The sequence below is a fragment of the Streptomyces sp. NPDC059443 genome, from assembly GCF_042750105.1.
In the GTDB taxonomy this organism is placed as follows: domain Bacteria; phylum Actinomycetota; class Actinomycetes; order Streptomycetales; family Streptomycetaceae; genus Streptomyces.
Genome location: NZ_JBHYVM010000018.1, coordinates 120,306 through 144,034, shown reverse-complemented (window position 1 = coordinate 144,034; position 23,729 = coordinate 120,306). Strand labels below are relative to the sequence as shown.

The window sequence follows — 23,729 nt, the reverse complement described above, 5'->3', positions numbered from 1 at the left end:
GGGGGGGCCCCTCCCTGCGGCGGGTGGTGGGGGGTCGCGGGGGGGGCGCGGCGGGGGGGCGCCCCCGCCCCCACGCCCGCGATCTTCACTCCCGCGTAGGCCCCGGCCGCCGCCGGCATCAGCAGCAGCTCCCCGCCGCCCGGCACCGGCAGGGCGCTGCGCGGCGGGCAGCCCTCCGGGTCCAGCCCGGCCCGCAGTACGCCGGCCAGCGCGTCCGCGGCGGCGGCCGGGCCCAGCAGCCCGGCCGTCTCGGCCGCCGAGAACTGCCGGATCCCGGCTTCCTGAGTCGTCACAGGAGGAACCCTGCGCCGAGCGCGTCGTACGGGTCGACGGTGAAGACGTGCTCGCCGGTGCGGTACGCGGTTCCGGTGACCTCCGTGACCAGCCCGGACTCGACGGCCGAGGCGACCCGGCCGGTGAACACCGTGCCCGTCACCGACTCGTGCAGCAGGTCGTCCCCCGCCCCCAGCCGCCCGTCCTCCGCCAGCAGCGCGAGCCGCGCCGAGGTGCCGGAGCCGCAGGGCGAGCGGTCGATCTGCCCGTCGGCGAAGACGGTGACGTTGCGCTGGTGCGGGCCGAAGGGGGTGTCGGGCAGCTCCTCGTAGAGGGTCACCCCGTAGACCCCGGAGAGCAGCGGACCGCCGGGGTGCCAGGTCCCCGGGTGGGTGGCGAGCGCGGCCCGGATCTCCACTCCGGCCCGCACCAGCGAGGGCAGCGCGGCCCGGGTCACCTCCAGGCCGAGGTCCCGCGCCCGGACGGAGGCGTAACAGGCCCCGGCGTGCGCGATGTCCACCTCGGCCATGCCCAGGGTGGTGGCGACGGGCACCTTGCGGGCGCTGGTGCGGGCCGGGACGTTGCGGAAGGTGACCCCGGTGGTGCGGCCCCCGGCGCGGTGCACGGTCGCGCCGACCCGCCCCGAGGGCACGTCGATCCGTACCGCCACGTCCCCGTCGGCGGGGGCGGGGACCCGGCCGGTGTCCACGGCCCAGGCGCCGAGCGCCATGGTGCCGTGACCGCAGGCGGTGGAGTAGCCGTCCTTGTGCCAGAACAGCACCCCGAAGTGGGCCCCGTCGTCGTCGGGCGGCACCACGAACCCCCCGTACATCCCGGCGTGTCCGCGCGGCTCCTGCACCAGCAGCCGCCGTACGTCGTCCAGGGCGCCCCGCCTCGGCGCGGTGCCGGAGCCTCCCGGCCCGATGACGGTGGCGCAGCGCTCGGCGACGGTGTCCCCGGGGACGGGCGGCAGGCCCGTCGCGAGGGTGTCGACGATCCGGAACGGCTCCCCGGCGGTGTGGTAGTCGGCGGTGCGGACGACGGTGGCCGAGGGGGTGGCCGAGGGGGCGGCCGACGGGGTGGGCTCAGGGGTGGTGCTCACAGCAGGAACCCTCCGGGGAAGGGGTCGGACGGGTCGAGGAAGTACTGGGCGGTGCCGGTGATCCAGGCCCGCCCGGTGACGGTGGGCACGACGGCCGGGAGCCCGCCCACGGTGGTCTCGCCGATGAGCCGGCCCGTGAACTCGGTCCCGATGAAGGACTCGTTGACGAAGTCCGTGTCCAGGGGCAGCAGCCCCCGGGCGTGCAGCTGCGCCATGCGCGCGCTGGTTCCCGTACCGCAGGGCGAGCGGTCGAACCAGCCGGGGTGGATGGCCATCGCGTGCCGGGAGCGGCGGGCGTCGGAGCCCGGGGCGGCGAGGTAGACGTGCTTGACCCCGCCGATCGCCGGGTTCTCGGGGTGGGCGGGCCGGTCGTCGGAGGCGTTGATCGCCTCCATGACGGCGAGGCCCGCGGCGAGCAGGTCGTCTCCGCGCGCCCGGTCGAAGGGCAGCCCGAGGGAGTCGAGTTCGACGAAGGCGTAGAAGTTGCCTCCGTAGGCGAGGTCGTAGGTGACCGTGCCGTATCCGGGGACCTCGGCCTTGAGGTCCAGGCCGACGCTGAAGGAGGGGACGTTGGTGAGGGTGACGGCGGTGGCCGCCCCGTCCTCGACGTGCACGTCGACGCTCACCAGCCCGGCCGGGGTGTCGAGCCGGACGGTGGTGACCGGCTCGACGACCGGGACCATGCCGGTCTCGACCAGGACGGTGGCGACCCCGATGGTGCCGTGCCCGCACATGGGGAGCAGGCCGGACACCTCGATGAAGAGGACTCCGAAGTCCGCGTCGGGACGGGTGGGGGGCTGCAGGATGGCGCCGCTCATCGCGGAGTGGCCGCGCGGTTCGTACATGAGCAGGGTCCGGACGTGGTCCAGGTGCTCGATGAAGTGGAGCCGTTTGGCGGCCATGGTGGCGCCGGGGATCACCCCGACTCCCCCGGTGATCACCCGGGTGGGCATGCCCTCGGTGTGCGAGTCCACCGCGTGGTAGATGTGGCGCGTGCGCATGGAGTCCCCTGACTGTCCTGGTGGGTTGGTTAGTTGAGGCCCTCGGCGAGGGCCTTCTCGGTGGCGGCGCGGACGGCGGCCTCGATCTCGCCGGTCAGCGGGAAGCGGGGCGGGCGGGTGGCGCCACCGGGCCGGCCGGCCAGGTCCATGGAGAGCTTGATGGCCTGGACGAACTCGGTCTTGGAGTCCCAGCGCAGCAACGAGTGCAGGGACTTGTAGAGCGGGAGCGCGGTGGCGAGGTCCCCCGCGACGGCGGCCCGGTAGAGGGTGGCGCAGGACTGCGGGAGGGCGTTGGGGTAGCCGGCGATCCAGCCGACGGCCCCGGCCAGGGCCAGTTCGAGCAGGACGTCGTCGGCTCCGATCAACAGGTCGAGGCCCGGGGCGAGTTCGGCGATCTCGTAGGCGCGGCGGACGTCTCCGCTGAACTCCTTGACGGCGACGATGGAGCCGTCGGCGTGGAGCCGGGCGAGGAGGGGCGGGAGCAGGTCCACCTTGGTGTCGATGGGGTTGTTGTACGCGACCACGGGCAGCCCGGCGCGGGCGGTCTCGGCGTAGTGCGCGCGGACGGCGCCCTCGTCGGCGCGGAAGGCGTTGGGCGGCAGGAGCAGGACGGACCCGGCGCCGGCCTCGGCGGCCTGTTCGGCCCAGCGGCGGGACTCGGCGCTGCCGTAGGCGGCGACGCCGGGCATGACGCGGGCGCCGTCCCCGGCGGCCTCGACGGCGGTACGCACGACGCGTGCGCGCTCTTCGTCGGTGAGGGTCTGGTACTCGCCGAGGGAGCCGTTGGGGACCACGCCGTCGCAGCCGTTCGCGATCAGCCAGGCCACGTGTTCGGCGTAGGCGTCGTAGTCGACGCTCAGGTCTTCCCGCAGGGGTAGCGCGGTGGCGACCATGATGCCGTGCCAGGGGCGGGTGCGGGTGTCCGTGGCGGTGGTGGGCGCGGGGGTGTGCGCGTGGGTCATGAGAGAGCTCCCTAGAGTGATGTGTGACATTTTACTAGCGGGCGTGAGGCGGCCACAAGAGCTGCGGCGCGCCTGATCAGCCTTCTGGGGTGGGAAGTTCGACAGGAAGGCCGGCCGGGGCTTCGCGGGGAAGTCCGGCGAGGTGGCGCAGCGGGACCGGGCAGGACAGCGGCCTGCGGTCGGGGTCGGACTCGCCTCCCGCGAGCGCGGCGACGGCCGGGCCGCACATCCGGCCCTGGCACCAGCCCATGCCGGCCCGGGTGAGGAGTTTGACCGTACGGGCGTCCCGCGCGCCCAGGTCTTCGACGGCCTCCCTGATCCGGGACACCGGGACCTCCTCGCAGCGGCACACGTCGGTGTCCTCGCGCAGCCAGCCGGTCCAGCCGGGGCCCGGGCGGTGGGCGCCGGCCATGGCGGCGGCGAAGGCGCGCAGCCGCGTACGGGTGCGGACGAGGCGGGCCGGAACGGGCCGGCCCGCGATGGCCCGGGCGGCGATCTCCCCTTCGGCCAACGCCAGTTGGGCGCCGCCGATACCGCCGGTCTCCCCGGCGGACCAGATCCCGGGGACCGAGGTCCGCTGGCCGGGGTCCAGCTCCAGGGCGATGGTGCCGTCGGGGCTGCGGAGGGTGGCGCAGCCGAGGCCGGTGGCCAGCTCCAGCTGGGGCACCAGCCCGTGGCCCACGGCGACGGCATCGCAGGGGATGCGGCGCGCGGTTCCGGGGGCCGGGCGCCAGTCGCGGTCGAGCCGGGCCACGGTGACGGCCTCGACCCGGCCGGTCCCGTGGGCTTCGGTGACGGCGTGCCGGGCGAGGAGCCGGACGCCGTGGCGGAGCAGGGCACTGCCGTACGTGGCGCCTTCGGCGAGCTTGGCGGGGTTGCGGAGCAGCGCCGGGGCGTGGCCGGCGTACCCGGTGTAGGAGGCGGCCTCCACCACGGCGGGCACCCGGGCTCCGGCGGCGGCGAGCGAGCCGGCCACGGCGAGCAGCAGGGGCCCGCTCCCGGCGACGACCACCCGCTTGCCCGGAAGCACGAGCCCGCTCTTGAGCATGGCCTGGGCCCCGCCGGCCCCCACGACCCCGGGCAGGGTCCAGCCGGGGAAGGGGAGCTGGCGCTCGTAGGCTCCGGTCGCGAGCAGGACCGCGCGGGCGCGGACGGTCGCGGGCGCGGTGGCGTCGGGGCCGGAGCCCGTGCCGGGGCCTGAGCCGGGGCCTGAGCCGGAGCCGGGGCCCACGACGGCGTGCAGGATCCAGCCCTGCCCGGGGTCCCGCTCCTGGTCCGGGAGCACGGTCCAGACGTGGTGGAGGGGAAGGTACGTGACCCTCCCGGCCCCCTCGTGTTCCCGCAGCGCGGCTTCGCGCGAGGCGAAGGCGGCCCACCCGTGGTGCAGGGCTTCGGGGCGGGCCGCTCCGAGTCCGGGCGCCGGGTGGCGGTAGTACTGCCCGCCGGGCCGTTCCCCCGAGTCGAGGAGGACCACGCGCAGCCCGAAGCCCGCGGCGGTCACGGCGGCGGCGAGGCCGGCGGGGCCGGCGCCTACGACGGCGAGGTCTGCGGGGGCCTGGTCGGCCGGGCTGCCGGGGGTGTCAGATGGCGAGGTCGGCATGGCCGGTGCCCTCCTGGGTGGTGACGGAGTCGCCGGGGCGGGCGGGGACGAGGCACGCGCGCTGGTTCGGGCGGTCGTTGACGGTGACGAGGCAGTCGTAGCAGCTGCCGATCCCGCAGAACGCGCCGCGGGGGGCGGCGTTCTCACGGGTGGTCCGCCAGGCGAGGATGCCGGCGGACCAGAGGACGGCGGCGATGCTCTGCCCGGCTTGCGCGGGCAGTTCTCGGCCGTCGAAGCGGAGGGTCCAGGTTTCCGCCGGGGTGCCGCCGACCAGGTCGCGGGGTGACCTTCGCCGGCCGGTCGTCGCTTCGCTCATCACTTCCGTTCTCCTCTCAGTTCCTCTGGCCGGGTGCGTCGTGCAGCCCTGTTGCCCTGCGGGGGCCGTCCCCTACCCGCCCTTCCACCGTTCCCCGGGCTGCGCCCGGACCCCTCAAGACCCCGGGGCTCCGCCCCGGACCCCGCGCCTCAATCGCCGGCGGGGCTGGAATTGGCCGGCGGGGCTGGATTGACCGTCCGGTCATCGAACCGGCTCCGCGAAGCGGGACGGGGCGAACGGGGCTGGGTCCAGCGGCGGGCCCGTGCCCGTCAGCGGCGGGGCCGAGTCCGTCAGTGCCGCCGCGATCAGGGCTCCCGTCGCCGGGGCCAGGCCGATGCCCGCGCCCTCGTGGCCGCACGCGTGGAGCAGGCCCGGCACCCGCGGGTCCGGGCCGATCGCCGGGAGGTGGTCCGGCAGGTAGGGCCGGAAGCCGTGGTAGACCCGCAGCACCCGGACGTCCGCCAGGACGGGGAAGAGCGCCGCCGCCTGCGTCGCCAGACGCCGCAGCGCCTCCGTCGACAGCGAGCGGTCGAAGCCCACCCGTTCCCGCGTCGCCCCGATGAGGACCGGCCCGGCGGGGGTGCCCTCGACCACCGCCGAGGACTGGAGCGAGGCCGAGCCGCTCGCCACGTCCGCGATGTAGTCCGCGGCGTAGACCTTGTGCCGCACCACCCTGGGCAGCGGCTCCGTGACGAGGACGAACCCCTTCCGGGGCAGGACCGGGAGCTCGACCCCGGCCAGCGCGGCCACCGCCCCGCCCCAGGTGCCCGCCGCGTTGACGACGGCCGGGGCGAGGAGTTCGCGGCGGGTCGTGCGGACCCCGCGGAGCTCGCCCGCCGGGCCGCGCAGCAGGGTCGTGACCTCCTCCCCCAGGTACACCTGCGCCCCGGAGGCCGCGAGCAGCCGCGCCGCCGCCTGGGCCGGCTGGACCTGGGCGTCCTGCGGGTAGTGGAAACCGCCCGCCAGGTCCGGAGCCAGATGGGGCTCCAGGTCCCGCAGTTCGCCCGGCCCGACCTCGACCGCCTCGACCCCGGCGGCGCGCTGGCCGTCCGCGAAGCCCCGTAGCGCCTTCACCGTGGCCTCGTCGGCCGCGACGACCAGGCCGCCCTTGGCCTCGTACTCGATCTCCTCGGGGAGTTCGAGGGCGAGCTCCCGCCACAGGCGCGCCGACAGCAGCGCGAGGTCCAGCTCGGGGCCGGCTTCCTTGTCGGAGACGAGGAGGTTGCCCTCGCCGGCGCCGGTGGTGCCGCCCGCGACCGGGCCCCGGTCGACGACGGCCACGGAGAGTCCGGCGCGCGCCGCGTAGTACGCGCACGCGGCCCCGACGACGCCCGCGCCGATGATCACGACGTCGGGCGGGCGGATCGGCGGGCGGCCCAGCGGGCGGCTCGGCGGGGAGGGGTGTCTCTTGGCCACGGCAGTAATATGTCACATTCTTTAGATGGGGAACAGAGAAGTGGAACAGGCCGGTCCCGCCCCCGCCGGGCGGCGGGACCGGCCTGCGTCGGATCAGCTGCGGAGCGGACCCTCACAGCTGTAACTCGACGTGCCCGCCACGTGGTTGGTCCAGATGTCCACGGGGCCGAAGGAACAGTTCATGTCGGCCAGGTTGTTCGAGGCCGCGCCCGCCCGGTCGAGGATGAAGTAGTCGACCGTCTCGGACATGTCCTTGAAGTTCTGGTCGTCGCTGCGCCAGTTCGACAGGTTCGCGGTGATCTTGCCGGTACACGTGAACCGGCGCTTGCCCGCGTCCCCGTTCTCCACGCAGTCCGGGTTGCTGTAGGTGGCCGTGTAGAAGGAGGACTTCACGTCCGCCAGCGCCGCGTCGCGCAGCTGCGCGTTCGCGGTGAAGGAGGTGTTCGGCACGTACAGCTGGTCCACCTTGGCGATCAGGGTGTCCAGGAAGCGGTTGTAGTCGCGCTGAATGTTCGCGTCCGCGCCCATCCGGCTGCGCCAGGCGTCGAAGCCGGCCGGGTCGTTGGCGCGCTGGTAGCCGTACATCTCGCGCAGGAGCGAGGGGTGTTCGGTCCACAGGAACTCGAAGAAGGTGCCCGCGTAGTTGTAGAAGCGGAAGCCGTCCCCGGCGTACGTGGCGTGCAGCAGCTGCTCCACCGTCATGCGCGGGCCGCCGCCGGCCGTGTCGTTGATGATGCCCTTGACCAGGGACTTGCGTACGGCGATGCCGTTGTCGCGGGTCGCTCCGTCGAAGAACTCGGCGGTGCCCTCGTCCATCGCGGTGGTCCGGTCGCCCTCATACCAGGCGCCCTGGCCGAAGGAGCCGGGGACGGCCCAGCGGCCGTTGAGGTAGTGCGTGTACTCGTGGCGGAAGAGCTCTTCGAGGGTGAGGGAGGAGTCCTGCGGGACGCGGCGCTGGTAGGTGTAGAAGGTCGCGCCGTTCTCGATGTAGATGCCGCCGTTGTTGGTGCCGTAGCCCGTCAGGATCGGGTGGTAGTTCACGTAGTCCGCGCGGGAGGCGTACAGCACGATGTTCAGCGTGGTGTTGGGGTCGCCGGTGAGCGGCTGGTCGGTGCCCAGGACCCGGTGGAACTGCGTCTTGACCTGCTTGCTCGCGTAGTAGAGCTGGTCGACGGTGGCCCGGTCGAGGGCGGTGCGGACCTTGATGCCGCCGTTGTCGTAGGTATAGGTGTTCGGGAAGAGCTGCTTCTCGATGTCCTCCTTGCACACCCCGTAGGGCTTGCACGCCTCGTAGAAGTTGAGCCAGGAGACGATCTTCGCCCACTGCTCGCTGCCGTCGCCGAAGGCGGACTTGACCGGGCCCAGCAGGGCGCCGAGGTCGGCGACGACCCCGCTCTTCAGGCTGTCGATCTGGCCGAAGCGGCCGTACTCGCCGAGGGCGTCGCGCGCCACCCAGGCGTTGCCGGTGCCCTTGAGGTGGGTGTACCCGGCGAAGTTCTTGAAGGCGGCGCGGTACGAGGCGTCGCCGGCCGCGGCCGCCTGGAACGCGGTGTCGTTGTTGCCCGGGTACACGCCGAGGTAGTTGACGGAGAGGGCGGCGAGCGCCGCGCCCGCCCAGCCGGCGTCCAGGTTCGTCGCGGTGTGCGAGGCGTCCAGGGTGGCCAGGACCTGCTTGATCAGACCGAGCTGGTACTGGCGCAGGCCGGGGGCGCTGGCGGCGTAGAGGGCCTCGCGCAGGGTACGGGCGTTGGAGGCGGTGGCGTCGAAGGTGTGGGCGGCGGCGCCGAAGTCGGCGACGGCCCGGCGCATGGCGTCGACGGTCGGGGCGTCGGTGACGTCGATCTCGGTGCGCGAGTAGTCGTGGTAGACCACGGCGTGCAGGTAGGTGAACATCTCCTCCAGGTGCGAGGAGTCGCGTCCGTCGTGCGCGGCGGACAGGGCGGATATCCGCTTGGAGACGGCCTGGACGTGGGCGTCGGACATGACGGGCGCCAGGCGCGCGTCCCAGGTCCAGATGAGGCCGCGCAGGCAGCCGTCGGCGGTGACGGCCGGGTCGGCGAGGAAGTCGGCGAACTGCTCCGGGGAGAGTCCGGTGATCCCGTCGAGGGTGCAGGGGACGCCCGCGGCGTCGCTCTGGGCGGCGGCTGCGAGCTTGCCGGTCTTCGTGGCGGGCGCGGAGAGGGCGGCGGCCTTGGTGGCGGCGCCGGGCACCCGGCCGTCGGCGACGGCCAGGCCGCCGGGGGCCGGGGCGGGGGCCGGAACGTTCTCCTGCTGCTGCGCGAGGTGGTCGACCTCGTCGAACGGGTTCGCCCCGGGGGCGCCCGCGGTGAAGGTGTCGGGCGTCGATATGCCCGACACCCGGGCGGGGGCGCCGGTCTCGGCGGCCTGGGTCACGGCCTGGCCCGCGGTGGCGAGGAGGGTGACCGCGACGGCGGCGGAGAGGAGGGACGAACGCACAGCTCTGTGCTGGGACACCAAGAACTCCTGTTGGGAGGGGAGGTGGGGGAAAGTGGTGCGCGAACCGCTGACCTGAAGTGCGAAACGCCTGACCTGCGAATGCCTGAACTGCCCCGAGTCACACGGCGTTTGACGGGGATTAACGTGGCGCGGTGTGAGCTGTAACATAGTAATGTGAAATTGCACTGACAAGACCTGTGCGCCCACCAGTTCGCATCTTCTTGAGGGAGCCCCCGTGACCGACACCCCCTCCCGCCCCACCGCCGGGCTCAACATCGGCAGCCACGACCTGCCGGTATCCCCGGAGTTGTCCCGGTTCATGGCATCGGACTGGGCGGCCTCACCGCTCCCCGGCGCCGCCCGGACCCCCGGCCACGCCGTCACCCCGGCCCGCCGCGCCCGGCTCTCCGCCCGGTTCCCCGGCGAGCGGCTGATCATCCCGGCCGGGGAGCTGAAGGTCCGCACCAACGACTGCGACCACCGCTTCCGCCCGCACAGCGCGTACGCCTGGCTGACCGGGCTCACCGGCGAGGACCAGGCCGGCCACGTCCTGGTCCTGGAGCCCGCCGGCCCGCACGCGCACGAGGCCGTCCTCTACCTGCGCCCCCGCTCTCCGCGCGTGGACGGCAACGAGGAGTTCTACCGCGACCGCCGCTACGGGGAGTTCTGGGTCGGCCGCCGCCCCGACCTCGCGGAGGCCGAGCGGCTCTCCGGGATCCGCTGCGCCCACCTGGACACCCTCGGCAGCCCGGCGGGCCGCGACGCGGCCACCGACTCCGCACTCGCCGCCGCCCTCTCCGAGCTGCGACTCGTCAAGGACGAGTGGGAGGTGGCCCAGCTCCAGCTGGCCGTCGACCACACCACGGCCGGTTTCGAGGACGTCGTACGGGACCTCCCGCGCGCGCTGGCCCACCCGCGCGGAGAGCGCTGGATCGAGGGGGTCTTCAACCGCCGCGCCCGCGCCGAGGGCAACGGCACCGGCTACGAGACGATCGCCGCCTCGGGCGCGCACGCGTGCGTCCTGCACTGGATCCGCAACGACGGCCGGCTGAACGGGGACGAACTCCTGCTGCTGGACGCGGGCGTGGAGACCGACACCCTCTACACGGCGGACATCACCCGCACCCTCCCCCTGTCGGGACGGTTCTCCCCCGTCCAGCGACAGGTCTACGAGCTGGTCCTGGCCGCACAGGACGCGGGCATGGCGGCGCTGCGGCCGGGCGCGAGCTTCCGCGACTTCCACCGGGCCGGGATGCGGGTGATCGCCGAGGGGCTCGCGGAATGGGGCGTGCTCAAGCACGCCGAAGGCGATCTGCACCGCCGGTACACCCTGTGCAGCAGCGGGCACATGCTGGGGCTGGACGTGCACGACTGCGCGAAGGCGCGGGCGGACACCTACCTGGACGGGGTCCTGGAGGAGGGCCAGGTCCTCACCGTCGAGCCGGGGCTCTACCTCCAGCCCGACGACGAGACCCTCCCGCCGGAGCTGCGCGGCATCGGCGTCCGCATCGAGGACGACCTGGTGATCACGGCCGGGGGCGCCCGGCTGATGTCGGGCGCCCTGCCGCGGACGGTGGCGGGGATCGAGGAGTGGATGGGGAACCTGCTGGAGGGCTGAGACCCGTCGCGGGCCCCGGCCCGCCGTTCAGTGGCGGGCGTAGGAGCCGATGCCGACCAGGCAGTAGACGTACTGGTTGATCGGGGCTCCGTTGAGGGTGTAGCGGTAGGAGAAGGCGTACTCCGTCTTCGGGTTGCCGTTGCAGCGGTTCAGGTCCGAGGTCAGCGGGATGCTCTCGATCACCCGGTAGTGGGCGTCGGACGCCGAGCAGGAGACCTCCTCCACGCCCGTGACCTTCTGCGCGGTCGTCGAGTCCGGCAGCGAGCCGTTGAGGCAGGTGCCACGGTTGAACGGCGTCGGGTCCGCCTGGGAGGGCGCGGGGGCGGGGACGGGCACGGCGCCGCCGGCCGGGGTGGTCCCCACCGCGGTCGGGGCCGCCTCGGGACCGTGTTCGCGGTTCGTGCTGCTCAGCACCGCCACGCCCACGACGAGGGCGACGAGGACGCCGAGCCCCACCAGGCATCCGCGCGCGGCCGCCCCGGGGCCGCCGCCGGGATGCCCCAGCACCGGCCCGGAGGCGGCCGCGCCCGCGGCCGGATCCACCCGGATCCGGGCCAGCACCTCGGAACCGCCGACGCGGACCCGGACGAGATCACCGTCCTTGCACGGCGGGATCCTGAGCCGGACCGGACCCGACGGCAGGGTCACCGGGACGATCGCGCCGTAGGTCGCCTGCTTCGGAGTGATCGTCAAGGGGATCTCTTGAGAAGACGGCACCGGCTGCTCCCATGAGTGGCGGTCGCACGGGCGTTCGCTGCGTGCACAACGCACCGAATTCTGCCCGGCGTCCGCACGGGGACGCAGCCGTTCCGCCGGATCACCCCCGGATCATCCGTCGGCCGTCAGCGGTTCCAGCCGGCGTCATGCCAGTTGTCGTGGCCGCCGTTCCAGCTGTCGTTGTTCCAACCACCGTTGTTCCAACTGTCGTTCCAGTTGCCGTCGTGGTTGTTCCAGTTACCGTCGTGCCAGCTGTCGTTCCAGTTGCTGTTGTCCCAGTTGTTGTTCCAGCTGTCGTTGTTCCAGTTGCTGTTGTCCCAGCACCAGCTGGGCCGGTCGTTACCGCGCGACGGGTCGCAGCAGTCACGCCACCAACCGTCGCCGCGCCAGTCGGAACACTGATGCGCGGGCAGAGCCGAGACAGAAGAAGTGGTAGCGGCAAAGGCGCTTCCCACGGGCATCAGACCGAGTGCGAGCCCGGCTGCTCCCGTCACGGCTGCCGCAACGAACCCACGGCGCATGTTCATGCACCTCCGCGTATGAAGGGGCGATTTGCCCCGAAATAAGGCATTTCAACCCTCCACCCTCCCCCGCCCACTGTCAAAGGCACCCACTCCCACCAGCACAAACGACCTACGGCAGCACCGCGAGCCCGTCCATCTCGACGAGCGCGTCCTCGTCCCACAGCCTGACCACGCCCACGACCGCCATCGCCGGATACTCGCGCCCCGCCAACCGGCGCCAGATCAGCCCGAGTTCGGCAACGGAGGCCCGGTAGTCCGCGACGTCGACCGCGTAGACGGTGACCCGTGCCAGATCGGCCGGCGAGCCGCCCGCCTCCGCCAGCGCCGTGAGCAGGTTCGTCAGCGCCCGCTCGAACTGCTGCGGCAGGGTCTCGCCCACCACCTTGCCCGCGCCGTCGAGCGCCGTCTGTCCGGCCAGGAACACCAGCCGCCCCCCGCTCGCGACCACCGCGTGCGAGAACCCCGTCGCCGGGGACAGCTCCTCCGGGTTGATCCGCTCCAGGCTCACGCCCCGTTCCCCTTCCCCGACGCCGTCTGCGCCGTCTCCCGGGAGTGGTCCCGGTAGAGCTCCTTCGCGATGATCGTGCGCTGCACCTCGCTCGCCCCCTCGTAGATCCGCGGCGCCCGTACCTCCCGGTAGAGGTGTTCCAGCAGGTGCCCGCGCTGGAGGGCCGCGGCCCCGTGCAGCTGCACCGCGTGGTCGACCACGTACTGGGCCGTCTCGGTCGCCAGCAGCTTCGCCATCGCCGCCCGCCTCGGCACCTCGGGCGAGCCGCTGTCGTAGGCGCCCGCGGCCGCGTAGACGAGGAGCCGCGCGGCCTCGGTCCGGGTGGCCATCTCGGCCACCCGGTGCGCCACGGCCTGAAGGTCTCCCAGTACGCCCCCGAAGGCGGTACGGGCCGCCGTGTGCGCCACCGTCGCGTCCAGCGCGGCCCTGGCCATCCCCACGGCGAAGGCGCCCACGCTGGGCCGGAAGAGGTTCAGGGTGTCCATGGCCACCCGGAAGCCGCGGCCGGGCTCCCCCAGCAGGTCGGCCGGGCCGACCGGGACCCCCTCGAAGGACAGCTCGCCGATCGGGTGCGGGGAGAGCATGTCCAGGGCCCGGCCCGAGAGCCCCGGCCGGTCCGCCGGGACCAGGAAGGCGGTGATCCCCTTCGCCCCCGGCCCCTCGCCGGTCCGGGCGAAGACCGTGTAGAAATCGGCCTCGGGGGCGTTGGAGATCCAGCGCTTGAGCCCGTGCAGCCGCCAGCCCGCCACCCCGCCCCGTACCTCCCGTACGGCTTCGAGCTCCAGCGCCGCCGCGTCCGAGCCGGCCCCCGGCTCGCTCAGCGCGAAGGCCGCCACCGTCCGCCCGGCCCGCACCCCCGGCAGCCAGCGGTCCCGCTGCGCGTCGGTGCCCGAGCGCAGCACCGGGTGGGCGCCGAGCCCCTGGAGGGCGAGAGCCGTCTCGGCCTCCGTGCAGCCGTAGGCGAGGGATTCGCGCAGCAGGCACAGTTCCAGCGCGCCCGAGGTGAAGAGCCGCTCCAGCAGTCCCTCCTCGCCCAGCGCGGCCAACAGCGGCCGGTTGACCCGGCCCGGCTCCCCCTTCTCGGCCAGCGGCCGCAGCCGCCCCGCCGCCAGTTCGCGCAGCCGCGCGCACCGCTCCTCCCGGTCCGCCCCGAGCGCGAAGCCGGCGGAACCGGCGGCCCCGGCCGAACCGACGGACCCGACGGACCCGGCCGACCCACTCGCCCCCACCGACCCCACCGCCCCCACAGACCCCGTGGCCCCCTCAGACCCGGTCGATCCGGCGAATCCCGCGATTCCCGTCATCCGAATGCCCCAGCCTCTATCGCGCCCTGTTGACTGCCGTCACCATGACGATACGCTCGTGCTGCGACCGCACGGCAGACCCACAGCCCCACCTTCTCGGCAACTCAAGGGACCGTCGCAAGGGGGCGAACCCGCCTTGGAGCTCAAGCCTTCCGCTCACCGTGACACCTTCGCCCGCGACCACCTGCCACCCGCGCACGCCTGGCCGCGGCTCCTCTTCGAACTCCCCGGGCTGGCCTATCCCGACCGGCTCAACTGCGGGGTGGAGCTGCTCGACGCCACCATCGCCCGGCTCGGCCCGGACCGCCCCGCCTTCCGCGGCGCGGACGGCACGGTGTGGACGTACGGGGAGCTGAGCGCCCGCGTCGACCGGCTCGCGCACGTCCTCAGCTCCGACCTCGGCGTGGTCCCCGGCAACCGGGTGCTCCTGCGCGGCCCCACCGGCCCCTGGCTCGCCGCCTGCTGGCTGGCGGTGATGAAGGCGGGTGCGGTGGCCGTCACCGTCCTGGCCCAGCAGCGGGCGCAGGAGCTGGCCACGGTGTGCGCGATGGCCCGGGTGAGCCACGCCCTGTGCCACGCGGAGGTGGTCGAGGACCTGGTCAAGGCGGAGGTCCCGGGCCTGCGCATCACCGCGTACGGCGGCGACTCCCCCGACGACCTGCTCCGCCTCGCCCAAGGTCATCCGGAGCCCTTCGAGGCGGTGGAGACCTCCGCCGACGACGTCGCGCTGATCGCCTTCACCTCGGGGACCACCGGGCGCCCCAAGGGCTGCATGCACTTCCACCGCGACCTCCTCGCGGTGGCCGACACCTTCTCCCGGGAGGTGCTGCGCCCCCGCCCCGACGACGTCTTCGCGGGCAGCCCGCCGCTCGGTTTCACCTTCGGCCTCGGCGGGCTGGTCGTCTTCCCGCTGCGGGCCGGCGCCTCGGCGCTGCTCATGGCGGACGCGGCCCCGCGCCGGCTGCTGCCCGCGCTGGCCGAGCACCGGGTGTCGGTGCTGTTCACCGCGCCCACCGCGTACCGGTCGATGCTGGACACGCTGGGCCCGTACGACACGGGCGCCTACGACCTCTCCGCGCTGCGCCGCTGCGTCTCGGCGGGCGAGAACCTGCCGGCGGCCACCTGGCAGGCCTGGTACGAGCGCACGGGCCTGCGGATCATCAACGGGATCGGCGCGACCGAGCTGCTGCACATCTTCATCTCGGCGGCCGACGAGGACATCCGCCCCGGCACCACCGGCCGGGTGGTACCGGGCTGGCAGGCCCGGGTGGTGGACGAGGCCGGGCGGCCGGTCGCGGACGAGGAACCGGGGCTGCTGGCCGTACGGGGGCCGGTGGGCTGCCGCTATCTGGCGGACCCGCGGCAGGGCGAGTACGTCCGGGACGGCTGGAACGTCACGGGCGACACCTATATCCGGGACGCGGAGGGCTACTTCCGCTACGTCGCCCGGGCCGACGACATGATCGTCTCGGCGGGGTACAACATCGCGGGCCCGGAGGTCGAGGAGGCCCTCCTGCGCCACCCCGACGTGCTGGAGGTGGCGGTGGTCGGCCGTCCGGACGAGCGGCGGGGGCAGGTCGTGGTGGCGTACACGGTCCTCCGGGAGGGCGTGGTCCTCACCGAAGACGACCTGCGCACCTTCATGCGGGCCGAACTCGCCCCGCACAAGTGCCCGCGCACCTTCGTCTTCCTGCCCGCCCTGCCCCGCACGGCGACGGGCAAACTGCAGAGGTTCCGGCTGCGCGATGCCACGGGCCCGGACCGACCGGCAGGACGCCCCGCACAGTGATCTCGCTACAGTGATCTCGTGGCAGAGCAGCACACCCCGCGATCTCTGATCGTCACGTTCTACGGAGCCTACGGGCGGGCCTTCCCCGGCCCGGTCCCGGTATCCGCGCTGGTCCGCCTGCTGGGCTCGGCCGGAGTGGACGCCCCGTCCGTCCGCTCGTCGGTGTCCCGGCTGAAGCGGCGCGGCTTCCTGCTGCCCGCGCGGGCCGGGGACGGCGCCGCGGGCTACGAGCTCTCCGAGGAGGCGCGGGAGCTCCTGGAGGACGGCGACCGGCGGATCTACGGGGCCCCGCGCCGGTCGCAGGAGTGGCTGCTGGCCGTGTTCTCCGTCCCGGAGCAGGAGCGCGCCAAGCGCCACCTGCTGCGCTCCCGGCTCGCCCGGCTCGGCTTCGGCGCGGTGGCGCCGGGCGTCTGGATCGCCCCGGCCCATCTGCACGGGGAGACCCGGCGCACCTTGGACCGGCTGCGCCTGACCCCGTACGTGGAGCTGTTCCGCGGCGCCCACCTCGGCTTCGCCCCGACGGCGGAGGCGGTGGCCCGCTGGTGGGACCTGCCGGCGCTGGCCAAGCAGCACGAGGACTTCCTGGACCTCCACGAACCGGCCCTGCGCGCCCTCCAGCAGGGCCCGCCCCCCACCCCGGAGGCCGCCTACCGCGGCTACCTCCTCGCCCTGGACAGCTGGCGCCGCCTTCCGTACGCCGACCCGGGCCTGCCCCGCGACCTCCTCCCGGCGGACTGGCCGGGCGACCGCGCGGCGGCGGTCTTCGGCGAACTGCACACCCGGCTGCGGGACGTCGGCGCGGGGTTCGTGGAGCCGTGACCGGTGGCCCCGGGCCGCCCGGAGCGCCGGGCCCGTCCGGACCGCGAAAAAGCGGCTGCGGGTCCCGCCCCGCCCACGCCACGATGGGGCATGACATGGACCTTCAGCTCGGATCTGGCGGCCTTCTCGGCCGCGGCACGTGCCACCGTGGCCGCGCATCCCGTGGTCAATACCCAACTGCTCACCGCCATGCGCTCCCTGGAACGGCTCGGACCTGACGCGTTCGGCTCCGGCGAGCCCCTCTTCGGCTGGTGGACCGGGCCCGGCGGCCGGGTCGACGGAGCCGTGATCCGTACCCCGCCGTACCCGCTGCTGGTCGGCGCGCTGCCGCCGGAGGCCGTCCCCGCGCTGGGGGCCGCGCTCGCCTCCGAGCCCCGGCTCGGGGGGATCGGCGCCTTCAACGCCCGCCGCGCCGACGCGGAGGTCCTCGCGGAGGCCTGGGGCCGGCCGACGAAGGTCACCGAGGAGTTCCGGCTCTACCGGCTCGCGGGGCTCCTCGCCCCCGACCCCGCCCCGGCGGGCCGGAGCCGGCGGGCCACCGAAGCCGATCTGCCCCTCGTGCGGGAGTGGATGACCGCCTTCCACGTGGAGGAGGGCCTCCCGGCCACCGTCCCCGACGGGCTCCTGCTCGACCGGATCTCCTACGGGGGCACGCTGATCTGGGAGGACGGCGGCGGGCCCGTCTCGATGGCCGGGTTCCACCGCCCGGCGTCCGGCGCCTCCCGCGTGGGCCCGGTCTACACCCCGCCCGCCCACCGCGGCCGCGGCTACGGCGCCGGGGTCACGCACGCGGTGAGCGAAGCGGCGTACGCGGCCGGAGCCGAAGAGGTGCTGCTCTTCACGGTCCTGTCCAACCCCACCAGCAACCGCATCTATCTGCGCCTCGGCTACACCCCGGTCGAGGACCGCGCCGAGCTCGTCCTCGCCTGAGGGGTGTCCCCGGCGGGCCTCAGCCCCGCCCGGCCGGGGGTGGGCGGCTGCCCGCGAGGTAGGGGGAGGGCCAGGGCGCGGCCGGGCCGGTGTAGGACTGTTCGGCGGCCGCGTGGAGGGTCCAGTGCGGGTCGTAGAGGTGGGGACGGCCGAGCGCGCAGAGGTCCGCGCGGCCGGCCAGGAGCAGGGAGTTGACGTCGTCCCAGGAGGAGATCGCACCGACCGCGATGACCGGCACGCCCAGGGCGTTGCGGATCCGGTCGGCGTACGGGGTCTGGTACGAGCGCCCGTACTCCGGGGTCTCCTCCGCCACCACCTGACCCGTGGAGACGTCGATGGCATCGGCCCCGTGGGCGGCGAAGGCCCCGGCGATGGCCACGGCCTCCTCGGGCGAGGTGCCGCCGGGCGCCCAGTCGGTGGCCGAGAGCCGGACCGTCATCGGTCGGTCCGCCGGCCAGACGGCGCGGACCGCGTCGAAGACCTCCAGCGGGAAGCGGAGCCGGTTCTCCAGCGGGCCGCCGTAGGCGTCGGTGCGGTGGTTGGTGAGCGGGGAGAGGAACCCGGAGAGCAGGTAGCCGTGGGCGCAGTGCAGTTCCAGCAGGTCGAAGCCGCTTCTCGCGGCCCGGACCGCGGCGGCCGCGAAATCGGAGCGGACGGCGGCGAGGTCGGCGGTGGTCAGGGCGCGCGGAACGGCCGAGACCCCGGGCCGGTACGGCAGCGCGGAGGCGGCCACCAGCGGCCAGTTGCCCTCGGGCAGCGGGGCGTCCATGCCCTCCCACATCAGCCGGGTCGACCCCTTGCGGCCGGAGTGCCCGAGCTGGACCCCGAGCGCGGTTCCGGGCGCCGAGGTGTGCACGAACTCGGCGATCCGCGCCCAGGCGGCCGCCTGCTCCTGCGTGTACAGGCCGGTGCAGCCGGGCGTGATCCGGCCCTCGGCGCTGACGCAGACCATCTCCGTCATCACCAGGCCGGCCCCGCCGAGCGCCCGCGCGCCGAGGTGCACCAGGTGGAAGTCCCCCGGCACGCCGTCGGCGGCGACTGCCGAAGCCCCTCTCCCCGCCGAATACATGTCCATCGGGGAGACCACGACCCGGTTGCGCAGGGTCAGTCCGCGCAGGCCGAACGGTGTGAACATCGGCGGCGTCGCCGGGTGGGTCGGATCCGACGGGCTCGCGTCGGGGCACCCGAATTCCCGCTCCACCGCCCGGGTGAAGCGGGCATCGCGCAGGGCCAGGTTCCCGTGGGTGACCCGGCGGCTGCGCGTGAGGAGGTTGAAGGCGAACTGCCGGGCGGGCTGTTCCACGTACCCGGCGACCTCCTCGAACCACCGCATGCTGGCGGCGGCCGCCCGCTGCGTCGAGGCGACGGCCGGCCGCCGCGCGGCCTCGTAGGCGGCCAGGGCGGCGGGCACGTCCGGTCCGGCCTCCACCGCCCGCGCCAGCGCGAGCGCGTCCTCCACCGCCAGTTTGGTGCCGGAGCCGATGGAGAAGTGCGCGGTGTGCGCCGCGTCCCCGAGCAGGACGACATTGCCGTGCGACCAGCGCTCGTTGACGACCGTACGGAACTGCGTCCACGCCGAGCGGTTCCCGCGCAGCGGCCGCCCCCGCAGCGCCTCACCGAAGATCTTGGCGCAGCGCGACGCCGACTCCGCCTCGTCGCACAGGTCGAAGCCGGCCGCCCGCCAGACCTCCTCGCGCATCTCCACGATCACGGTCGAGGAGCCGAATTGATTCTGCGGCCCGGAGGGCCCCGATGAGGGGTGGTGGTCGGGCGACGGGCGGGCGTACGGGTACGCGTGCAGCTGCATGACCCCGTGCTCGGTCTCCGCGATCTCGAAGCGGAAGGAGTCCAGGGCGAAGTCGGCGGCCAGCCAGACGTACCGGCAGCGCCCGCCCGTCACCGTCGGCCCGAAGTGCGCCGCCCCGCCCTCCCGGATCCGGCTGTTCACCCCGTCCGCGGCGACCACCAGGTCGTACGAGGCCGCGAGCGTCCCCGTGGCGGGCGCCGGGGTGCGGAAGCGGAGCCGGACCCCGAGGCCCGCGCACCGCTCGTGCAGGATCTCCAGCAGCCGGCGGCGCCCGAGCGCGGCGAAGCCGTGGCCCCCGGAGGTCAGCAGCCGCCCCCGGTGCACGATGTCCACGTCGTCCCAGCGCACGAACTCCGCGCACAGGGCCGCGTAGACGACCCCGTCGGCCTCTTCGATGCCGCCGAGGGTCTCGTCGGAGAGCACCACCCCGAAGCCGAAGGTGTCGTCGGGGGCGCCCCGCTCCCAGACCTCCACCGAATGGCCCTGCCGGGCCAGCAGCGCGGCGGCGTACAGCCCGCCCGGTCCGCCGCCCACGACGGCGATCCGCATCCGGTCGTGGGTCATGTCACCGGCGGACACGGGATCACCTGCCCTTCCACTGGGGCGGCCGTTTCCCGGTGAAGGCCGCGTGGAACTCCCGGTAGTCCTCGCCGTTCATCAGCAGCGCCTGCGTGTTCGCGTCCAGCTCCACCGACGCGGCGAGCGGCATGTCCAGCTCCGCGGTGAGCAGCGCCTTGGTCTGCGCGTAGGCGAGGGCCGGACCCGCGGCGAGGTGCGCGGCGAGCTCGGCGGCCCGTACGGAGGCCTTGCCCTCCTCGGTGACCTCGCTCAGCAGCCCGATCCGCTCGGCCTCCGGGGCCCTGACCTGCTCCCCCAACATCAGCAGCCGGGTGGCGTGCCCGAGACCGACGACCCGGGGCAGCAGGTACGCGGCGCCCATGTCCCCGCCGGAGAGGCCGACCCGGGTGAAGAGGAAGGCGAAGCGGGCGGTGGGGTCGGCGATCCGGAAGTCCGCGGCGAGCGCGATGACGGCTCCGGCCCCGGCGGCGACCCCGTGCACGGCCGCGATCACCGGGAAGGGGCATTCGCGCAGGGCGCGCACCACCTGGCCGGTCATCCGGTTGAAGTCGAGGAGCTGGGCGGTGTCCATCGCGAGGGTGGCGCCGATGATCTCGTCCACGTCGCCGCCGGAGCAGAAACCGCGCCCTTCTCCGCCGAGCACGAGGGCGCGTACGGAACGCTCCCTGGACAGTTCGGCGAGCAGATCGCGCAGGTCGGCGTAGGCGCCGAAGGTGAGCGCGTTCAGCTTTTCGGGGCGGTCGAGGGTGACGGTGGCGACGCCGTCCTGCCGGTCCACCCGCAGGTGGCGCCACCGTTCGGTCGCTGGTGTGGAACCAAGGAAGGGGCTCACGCTCCCGAAGGTATCACCGCATCGTGACCATCGTCATGGAAGCGCGATAAACGAGTGTCCGCTGGTGGGCCCGAGCGCCACACGCACCGAAAGTCCCGAACCGGTGATGGCCGACGTCCCTTGCGCTCACGTCGGGGTGCCCTACGACGTGACATTTCCACTTCGTATCGTTGAAAGCAGGATTTCCCCCACCACACCCCCTGCAACCCCACGGAACGGACGGTCCTGCCTTGCCCGACGACTCCGACATCCCCCACCCCCGCGACGCACACGCCTGGCGGATCGCCCTGCCGCACACGGCCGCGGCCGTGCCGATCGCCCGCGCCCTCATCCGTACCGCCCTCGCGGACATCGACGCGCCCGCCGACAGCGACACCGCGGAGCTGCTCACCGCCGAACTGGTCGCCAACGCCGTCGAGCACACCCCCGGCACCGCCCCGATCGAGCTCGTCGTGGAGCTGCTGGCGAACGGCTGCCAGGTCGAGGTTCACGACGGGGATCCGCACGCCCCCGCCGACCTCACCGGCGCCCGCCCGGACGACGCCCACCCCGACCCCTGGCAGGAGCACGGCCGCGGCCTGCTGCTGATCAGGACCCTGAGCTCGGCCTGCGGCCACCGCCGCACCCCGCACGGCAAAGCCGTGTGGTTCACCCTGCCGGCCCGGCCCGCCGCCTAGACCGGCCGGCGGCCCGACCGGCCCCGGATCCGGATCCGGCCGCGCCTTCGGCGCATGACTATGCGCCGGGCTTCGCGAGCGTCGCGACGAGGACCGCCTTGATGGTGTGCAGCCGGTTCTCGGCCTCGTCGAAGACGACCGAGTGCGCGGACTCGAACACCTCGTCCGTCACTTCCAGCGACTCCAGCCCGTGCCGCTCGTGGATCTCCCGCGCCACCTTGGTGCCGAGGTCGTGGAAGGCCGGCAGGCAGTGCATGAACTTCACGTCCGGGTTCCCGGTGGCGCGCAGCACGTCCATGGTGACGGCGTACGGGGTCAGGGCCTCGATCCGCTCGTCCCAGACCTCCTTGGGCTCGCCCATGGACACCCAGATGTCGGTCAGGACGAAGTCCGCCTGGCCCACTCCCTCCGCCACGTCCTCGGTGAGCGTGATCCGTGCGCCGCTCGCGGCGGCGAGCTCGCGCGCCGCAGCCACCACCGGCTCGGCCGGCCAGTAGTGCTCCGGCCCGACGATCCGTACGTCCATGCCCAGCAACGCGCCGGTGACCAGGTAGGAGTTGCCCATGTTGAAGCGGGCGTCGCCGAGGTAGGCGAAGGCGATCCGCTCCAGCGGCTTGGCACAGTGCTCGGTCATCGTCAGCACGTCGGCCAGCATCTGGGTGGGGTGCCAGTCGTCGGTGAGACCGTTGAAGACGGGCACTCCGGCGTGGGCGGCGAGCTCCTCGACGGTGTCCTGCGCGTCGCCCCGGTACTCGATGCCGTCGAACATCCGGCCCAGGACCCGCGCGGTGTCCCTGACCGATTCCTTGTGTCCCATCTGGGAGCCGGAGGGGTCGAGGTACGTGGTGTGGGCGCCCTGGTCGGCGGCGGCGACCTCGAACGCGCAGCGCGTGCGCGTCGAGGTCTTCTCGAAGATCAGGGCGATGTTCTTGCCCTGGAGGAGGCGCTGCTCGGTCCCGGCCTTCTTGGCCGCCTTGAGTTCGGCGGCGAGCTCGATCAGGCCGCGGAACTCGGCGGCGGTGAAATCGAGCTCCTTGAGGAAACTGCGGCCGACGAGGTCGGTGGCCATGGGGACTCCAGAGTCACGGTGACAGGGGAACACTGGAAGTCTATACGACACCATGCATTGATATACAGAGCCCCGTACGCGGCTCTCCGCCCCGACCCCGCCCGGCCACGCGCCCCCGGCCGGCTAGGCCACCGCTTCCCGCTCCACGGGGCAGCTCATGCAGCGCGGCCCGCCCCGGCCCCGCCCCAGCTCGCTGCCCGGGATCTCGATCACCTCGATGCCCTCCTTGCGCAGGTAGGTGTTGGTCGTGACGTTGCGCTCGTACGCGACGACCACCCCCGGCTCCACCGCCAGCACGTTGCAGCCGTCGTCCCACTGCTCGCGCTCCGCCGCATGGACGTCCTGGGTCGCCGTGAGCACCCGGACCGAGTCCAGCCCGAGCACGGCGGCGATGGCCCGGTGCATGTGCTCCGGCGGATGGTCGGTCACCTTCAGCTCGCTCGCGCCGTCGCCCGGCTCGATCGTGTAGGAGCGCAGCATGCCCAGGCCCGCGTACTGAGTGAACGTATCTCCGTCCACCATCGTCATCACCGTGTCCAGGTGCATGAACGCCCGCCGCTTCGGCATGTCGAGCGCCACGATCGAGGTGGCCGATCCGGCGGCGAACAGCCCGCGCGCCAGCATCTCCACCGCCTGCGGGGTGGTCCGCTCGCTCATCCCGATCAGCACGGCCCCGTTGCCGATGACCAGGACGTCACCGCCCTCGATCGTGGAGGGGTAGTCGACCTGCCCCTGCGACCAGTAGTGGAAGGCACCCGAGGTGGTGAAGAGCGGGTGGTGCTTGTAGATCGCCTCGAAGTGCACGGTCTCGCGCTGCCGGGCCGGCCAGCGCATCGCGTTGATGGAGACCCCGTCGTAGATCCAGGCGGAGGTGTCCCGGGTGAAGAGGTGGTTGGGCAGCGGCCCCAGCAGGAAGCCGTCGAGGTCCAGGGCGTGGAAGCGGACCGACACCGGCTCCGCGTGCCGCTCCAGGAACTCCCTCTTGGTCATCCCGCCGACCAGTGCCTCGGCCAGGTCCGCCGAGGGCAGCGAGTCGAAGACCGAGCGCAGGTGGTCGGTGGCGAGCGGCCCGTACTCCTTCTCGTCGAAGACGCGGTCCAGTACGAGGTGTCTCGCCTCCGGGATGTCGAGGGCCTCGGTGAGCAGGTCGCCGAAGAGGTGGACCGCCACGCCCCGGTCGCGCAGTACGTCGGCGAACCCGTCGTGCTCCTGGCGGGCCCGGCGCACCCACAGCACGTCGTCGAAGAGCAAGGCGTCCTTGTTGCTCGGTGTGAGCCTTTTCAGCTCCAGGTCGGGCCGGTGGAGGATGACGCGGCGAAGCCGCCCGGTCTCGGAATCGACATGGAATCCCATGCCGTACACGTTCGCAGACCGGGCGGCTTTTTGACGCGGCGTCGGACCGGCCGGTTCGGCTCGGCCGGTTCGGACC

The 23,729-nt window shown here is 73.5% G+C and carries 21 protein-coding genes (1 of these 21 only partly in view); 5 read left to right on the top strand and 16 right to left on the bottom strand.

The features are described from left to right. The 8 genes from ACFXDJ_RS19395 to ACFXDJ_RS19360 form a co-directional block, all read right to left on the bottom strand. On the bottom strand, positions 1–293 hold the 5' end (the start) of the coding sequence (locus ACFXDJ_RS19395; protein WP_384849772.1) for an ornithine cyclodeaminase family protein. It extends 853 nt beyond the left edge of the window; only the first 293 of its 1,146 coding nucleotides appear in the window; it begins with the start codon at positions 291–293; its stop codon lies beyond the left edge, outside the window. Further along, positions 290–1,375: a proline racemase family protein gene (locus ACFXDJ_RS19390; RefSeq protein WP_384662853.1), complete on the bottom strand. Its 1,086-nt coding sequence runs from the start codon at positions 1,373–1,375 to the stop codon at positions 290–292. The genes ACFXDJ_RS19395 and ACFXDJ_RS19390 overlap by 4 nt, the downstream gene beginning before the upstream one ends. Beyond that, positions 1,372–2,376, bottom strand: coding sequence for a proline racemase family protein (locus tag ACFXDJ_RS19385; RefSeq protein ID WP_384662856.1), 1,005 nt, complete (start codon positions 2,374–2,376; stop codon positions 1,372–1,374). The genes ACFXDJ_RS19390 and ACFXDJ_RS19385 overlap by 4 nt, the downstream gene beginning before the upstream one ends. A 29-nt stretch (positions 2,377–2,405) precedes the next feature. Beyond that, the gene (locus ACFXDJ_RS19380; protein WP_384662858.1) at positions 2,406–3,338 is read right to left on the bottom strand and encodes a dihydrodipicolinate synthase family protein; all 933 of its coding nucleotides are present in this window, start codon (positions 3,336–3,338) and stop codon (positions 2,406–2,408) included. Between the two features lie 76 nt (positions 3,339–3,414). Continuing rightward, the gene (locus ACFXDJ_RS19375) at positions 3,415–4,938 is read right to left on the bottom strand and encodes an NAD(P)/FAD-dependent oxidoreductase (protein ID WP_384662860.1); all 1,524 of its coding nucleotides are present in this window, start codon (positions 4,936–4,938) and stop codon (positions 3,415–3,417) included. Further along, positions 4,919–5,254: a (2Fe-2S)-binding protein gene (locus tag ACFXDJ_RS19370; protein ID WP_384662863.1), complete on the bottom strand. Its 336-nt coding sequence runs from the start codon at positions 5,252–5,254 to the stop codon at positions 4,919–4,921. Before ACFXDJ_RS19370 ends, ACFXDJ_RS19375 begins: the two co-directional genes overlap by 20 nt. A 201-nt stretch (positions 5,255–5,455) precedes the next feature. Further along, the gene (locus tag ACFXDJ_RS19365) at positions 5,456–6,601 is read right to left on the bottom strand and encodes an NAD(P)/FAD-dependent oxidoreductase (RefSeq protein ID WP_384664219.1); all 1,146 of its coding nucleotides are present in this window, start codon (positions 6,599–6,601) and stop codon (positions 5,456–5,458) included. 162 nt (positions 6,602–6,763) lie between these two features. Beyond that, the gene (locus ACFXDJ_RS19360) at positions 6,764–9,145 is read right to left on the bottom strand and encodes a collagenase (protein ID WP_384656198.1); all 2,382 of its coding nucleotides are present in this window, start codon (positions 9,143–9,145) and stop codon (positions 6,764–6,766) included. Positions 9,146–9,362: 217 nt separating this feature from the next. Between ACFXDJ_RS19360 and ACFXDJ_RS19355 the strand changes: the two genes are divergently transcribed. Beyond that, complete coding sequence (locus ACFXDJ_RS19355) at positions 9,363–10,745, top strand: aminopeptidase P family protein (RefSeq protein WP_384656201.1); 1,383 nt, start codon at positions 9,363–9,365, stop codon at positions 10,743–10,745. A 27-nt stretch (positions 10,746–10,772) separates the two neighbouring features. Here the strand turns inward: ACFXDJ_RS19355 and ACFXDJ_RS19350 are convergent, their stop codons facing one another. The 4 genes from ACFXDJ_RS19350 to ACFXDJ_RS19335 form a co-directional block, all read right to left on the bottom strand. Then, on the bottom strand, positions 10,773–11,438 hold the full coding sequence (locus ACFXDJ_RS19350; protein WP_384656203.1) for a hypothetical protein: 666 nt from the start codon (positions 11,436–11,438) through the stop codon (positions 10,773–10,775). A 149-nt stretch (positions 11,439–11,587) separates the two neighbouring features. Then, the gene (locus tag ACFXDJ_RS19345) at positions 11,588–11,989 is read right to left on the bottom strand and encodes a hypothetical protein (RefSeq protein ID WP_384656206.1); all 402 of its coding nucleotides are present in this window, start codon (positions 11,987–11,989) and stop codon (positions 11,588–11,590) included. Positions 11,990–12,095: 106 nt separating this feature from the next. After that, positions 12,096–12,494 (bottom strand): RidA family protein, encoded by a 399-nt coding sequence (locus ACFXDJ_RS19340; protein ID WP_384656209.1) that lies wholly within the window; start codon positions 12,492–12,494, stop codon positions 12,096–12,098. Further along, positions 12,491–13,615, bottom strand: a complete 1,125-nt coding sequence (locus tag ACFXDJ_RS19335; RefSeq protein ID WP_384656235.1) for an acyl-CoA dehydrogenase family protein — start codon at positions 13,613–13,615, stop codon at positions 12,491–12,493. The genes ACFXDJ_RS19340 and ACFXDJ_RS19335 overlap by 4 nt, the downstream gene beginning before the upstream one ends. A 319-nt stretch (positions 13,616–13,934) precedes the next feature. Between ACFXDJ_RS19335 and ACFXDJ_RS19330 the strand changes: the two genes are divergently transcribed. From ACFXDJ_RS19330 to ACFXDJ_RS19320, 3 genes are all read left to right on the top strand, one after another. Then, complete coding sequence (locus ACFXDJ_RS19330) at positions 13,935–15,587, top strand: AMP-binding protein (protein ID WP_384656211.1); 1,653 nt, start codon at positions 13,935–13,937, stop codon at positions 15,585–15,587. Between the two features lie 18 nt (positions 15,588–15,605). Continuing rightward, positions 15,606–16,406, top strand: coding sequence for a PaaX family transcriptional regulator C-terminal domain-containing protein (locus ACFXDJ_RS19325; RefSeq protein ID WP_384656214.1), 801 nt, complete (start codon positions 15,606–15,608; stop codon positions 16,404–16,406). A 90-nt stretch (positions 16,407–16,496) separates the two neighbouring features. Further along, the gene (locus tag ACFXDJ_RS19320; protein ID WP_384656216.1) at positions 16,497–17,336 is read left to right on the top strand and encodes a GNAT family N-acetyltransferase; all 840 of its coding nucleotides are present in this window, start codon (positions 16,497–16,499) and stop codon (positions 17,334–17,336) included. A 19-nt stretch (positions 17,337–17,355) separates the two neighbouring features. On the opposite strand, the gene ACFXDJ_RS19315 is transcribed toward ACFXDJ_RS19320, so the two are convergent. Next, positions 17,356–19,707, bottom strand: a complete 2,352-nt coding sequence (locus tag ACFXDJ_RS19315) for a bifunctional salicylyl-CoA 5-hydroxylase/oxidoreductase (protein WP_384656236.1) — start codon at positions 19,705–19,707, stop codon at positions 17,356–17,358. Positions 19,708–19,726: 19 nt separating this feature from the next. After that, complete coding sequence (locus ACFXDJ_RS19310; RefSeq protein WP_384656219.1) at positions 19,727–20,554, bottom strand: enoyl-CoA hydratase family protein; 828 nt, start codon at positions 20,552–20,554, stop codon at positions 19,727–19,729. Between the two features lie 230 nt (positions 20,555–20,784). Between ACFXDJ_RS19310 and ACFXDJ_RS19305 the strand changes: the two genes are divergently transcribed. Further along, positions 20,785–21,231 (top strand): ATP-binding protein, encoded by a 447-nt coding sequence (locus ACFXDJ_RS19305; RefSeq protein WP_384656222.1) that lies wholly within the window; start codon positions 20,785–20,787, stop codon positions 21,229–21,231. Between the two features lie 58 nt (positions 21,232–21,289). Here ACFXDJ_RS19305 and argF read toward each other — a convergent pair whose 3' ends face one another. Beyond that, positions 21,290–22,300, bottom strand: coding sequence for an ornithine carbamoyltransferase (gene argF, locus ACFXDJ_RS19300; protein ID WP_384656224.1), 1,011 nt, complete (start codon positions 22,298–22,300; stop codon positions 21,290–21,292). 123 nt (positions 22,301–22,423) lie between these two features. Continuing rightward, positions 22,424–23,653 (bottom strand): arginine deiminase, encoded by a 1,230-nt coding sequence (locus ACFXDJ_RS19295; protein ID WP_384656227.1) that lies wholly within the window; start codon positions 23,651–23,653, stop codon positions 22,424–22,426. Positions 23,654–23,729: the final 76 nt, after the last annotated feature.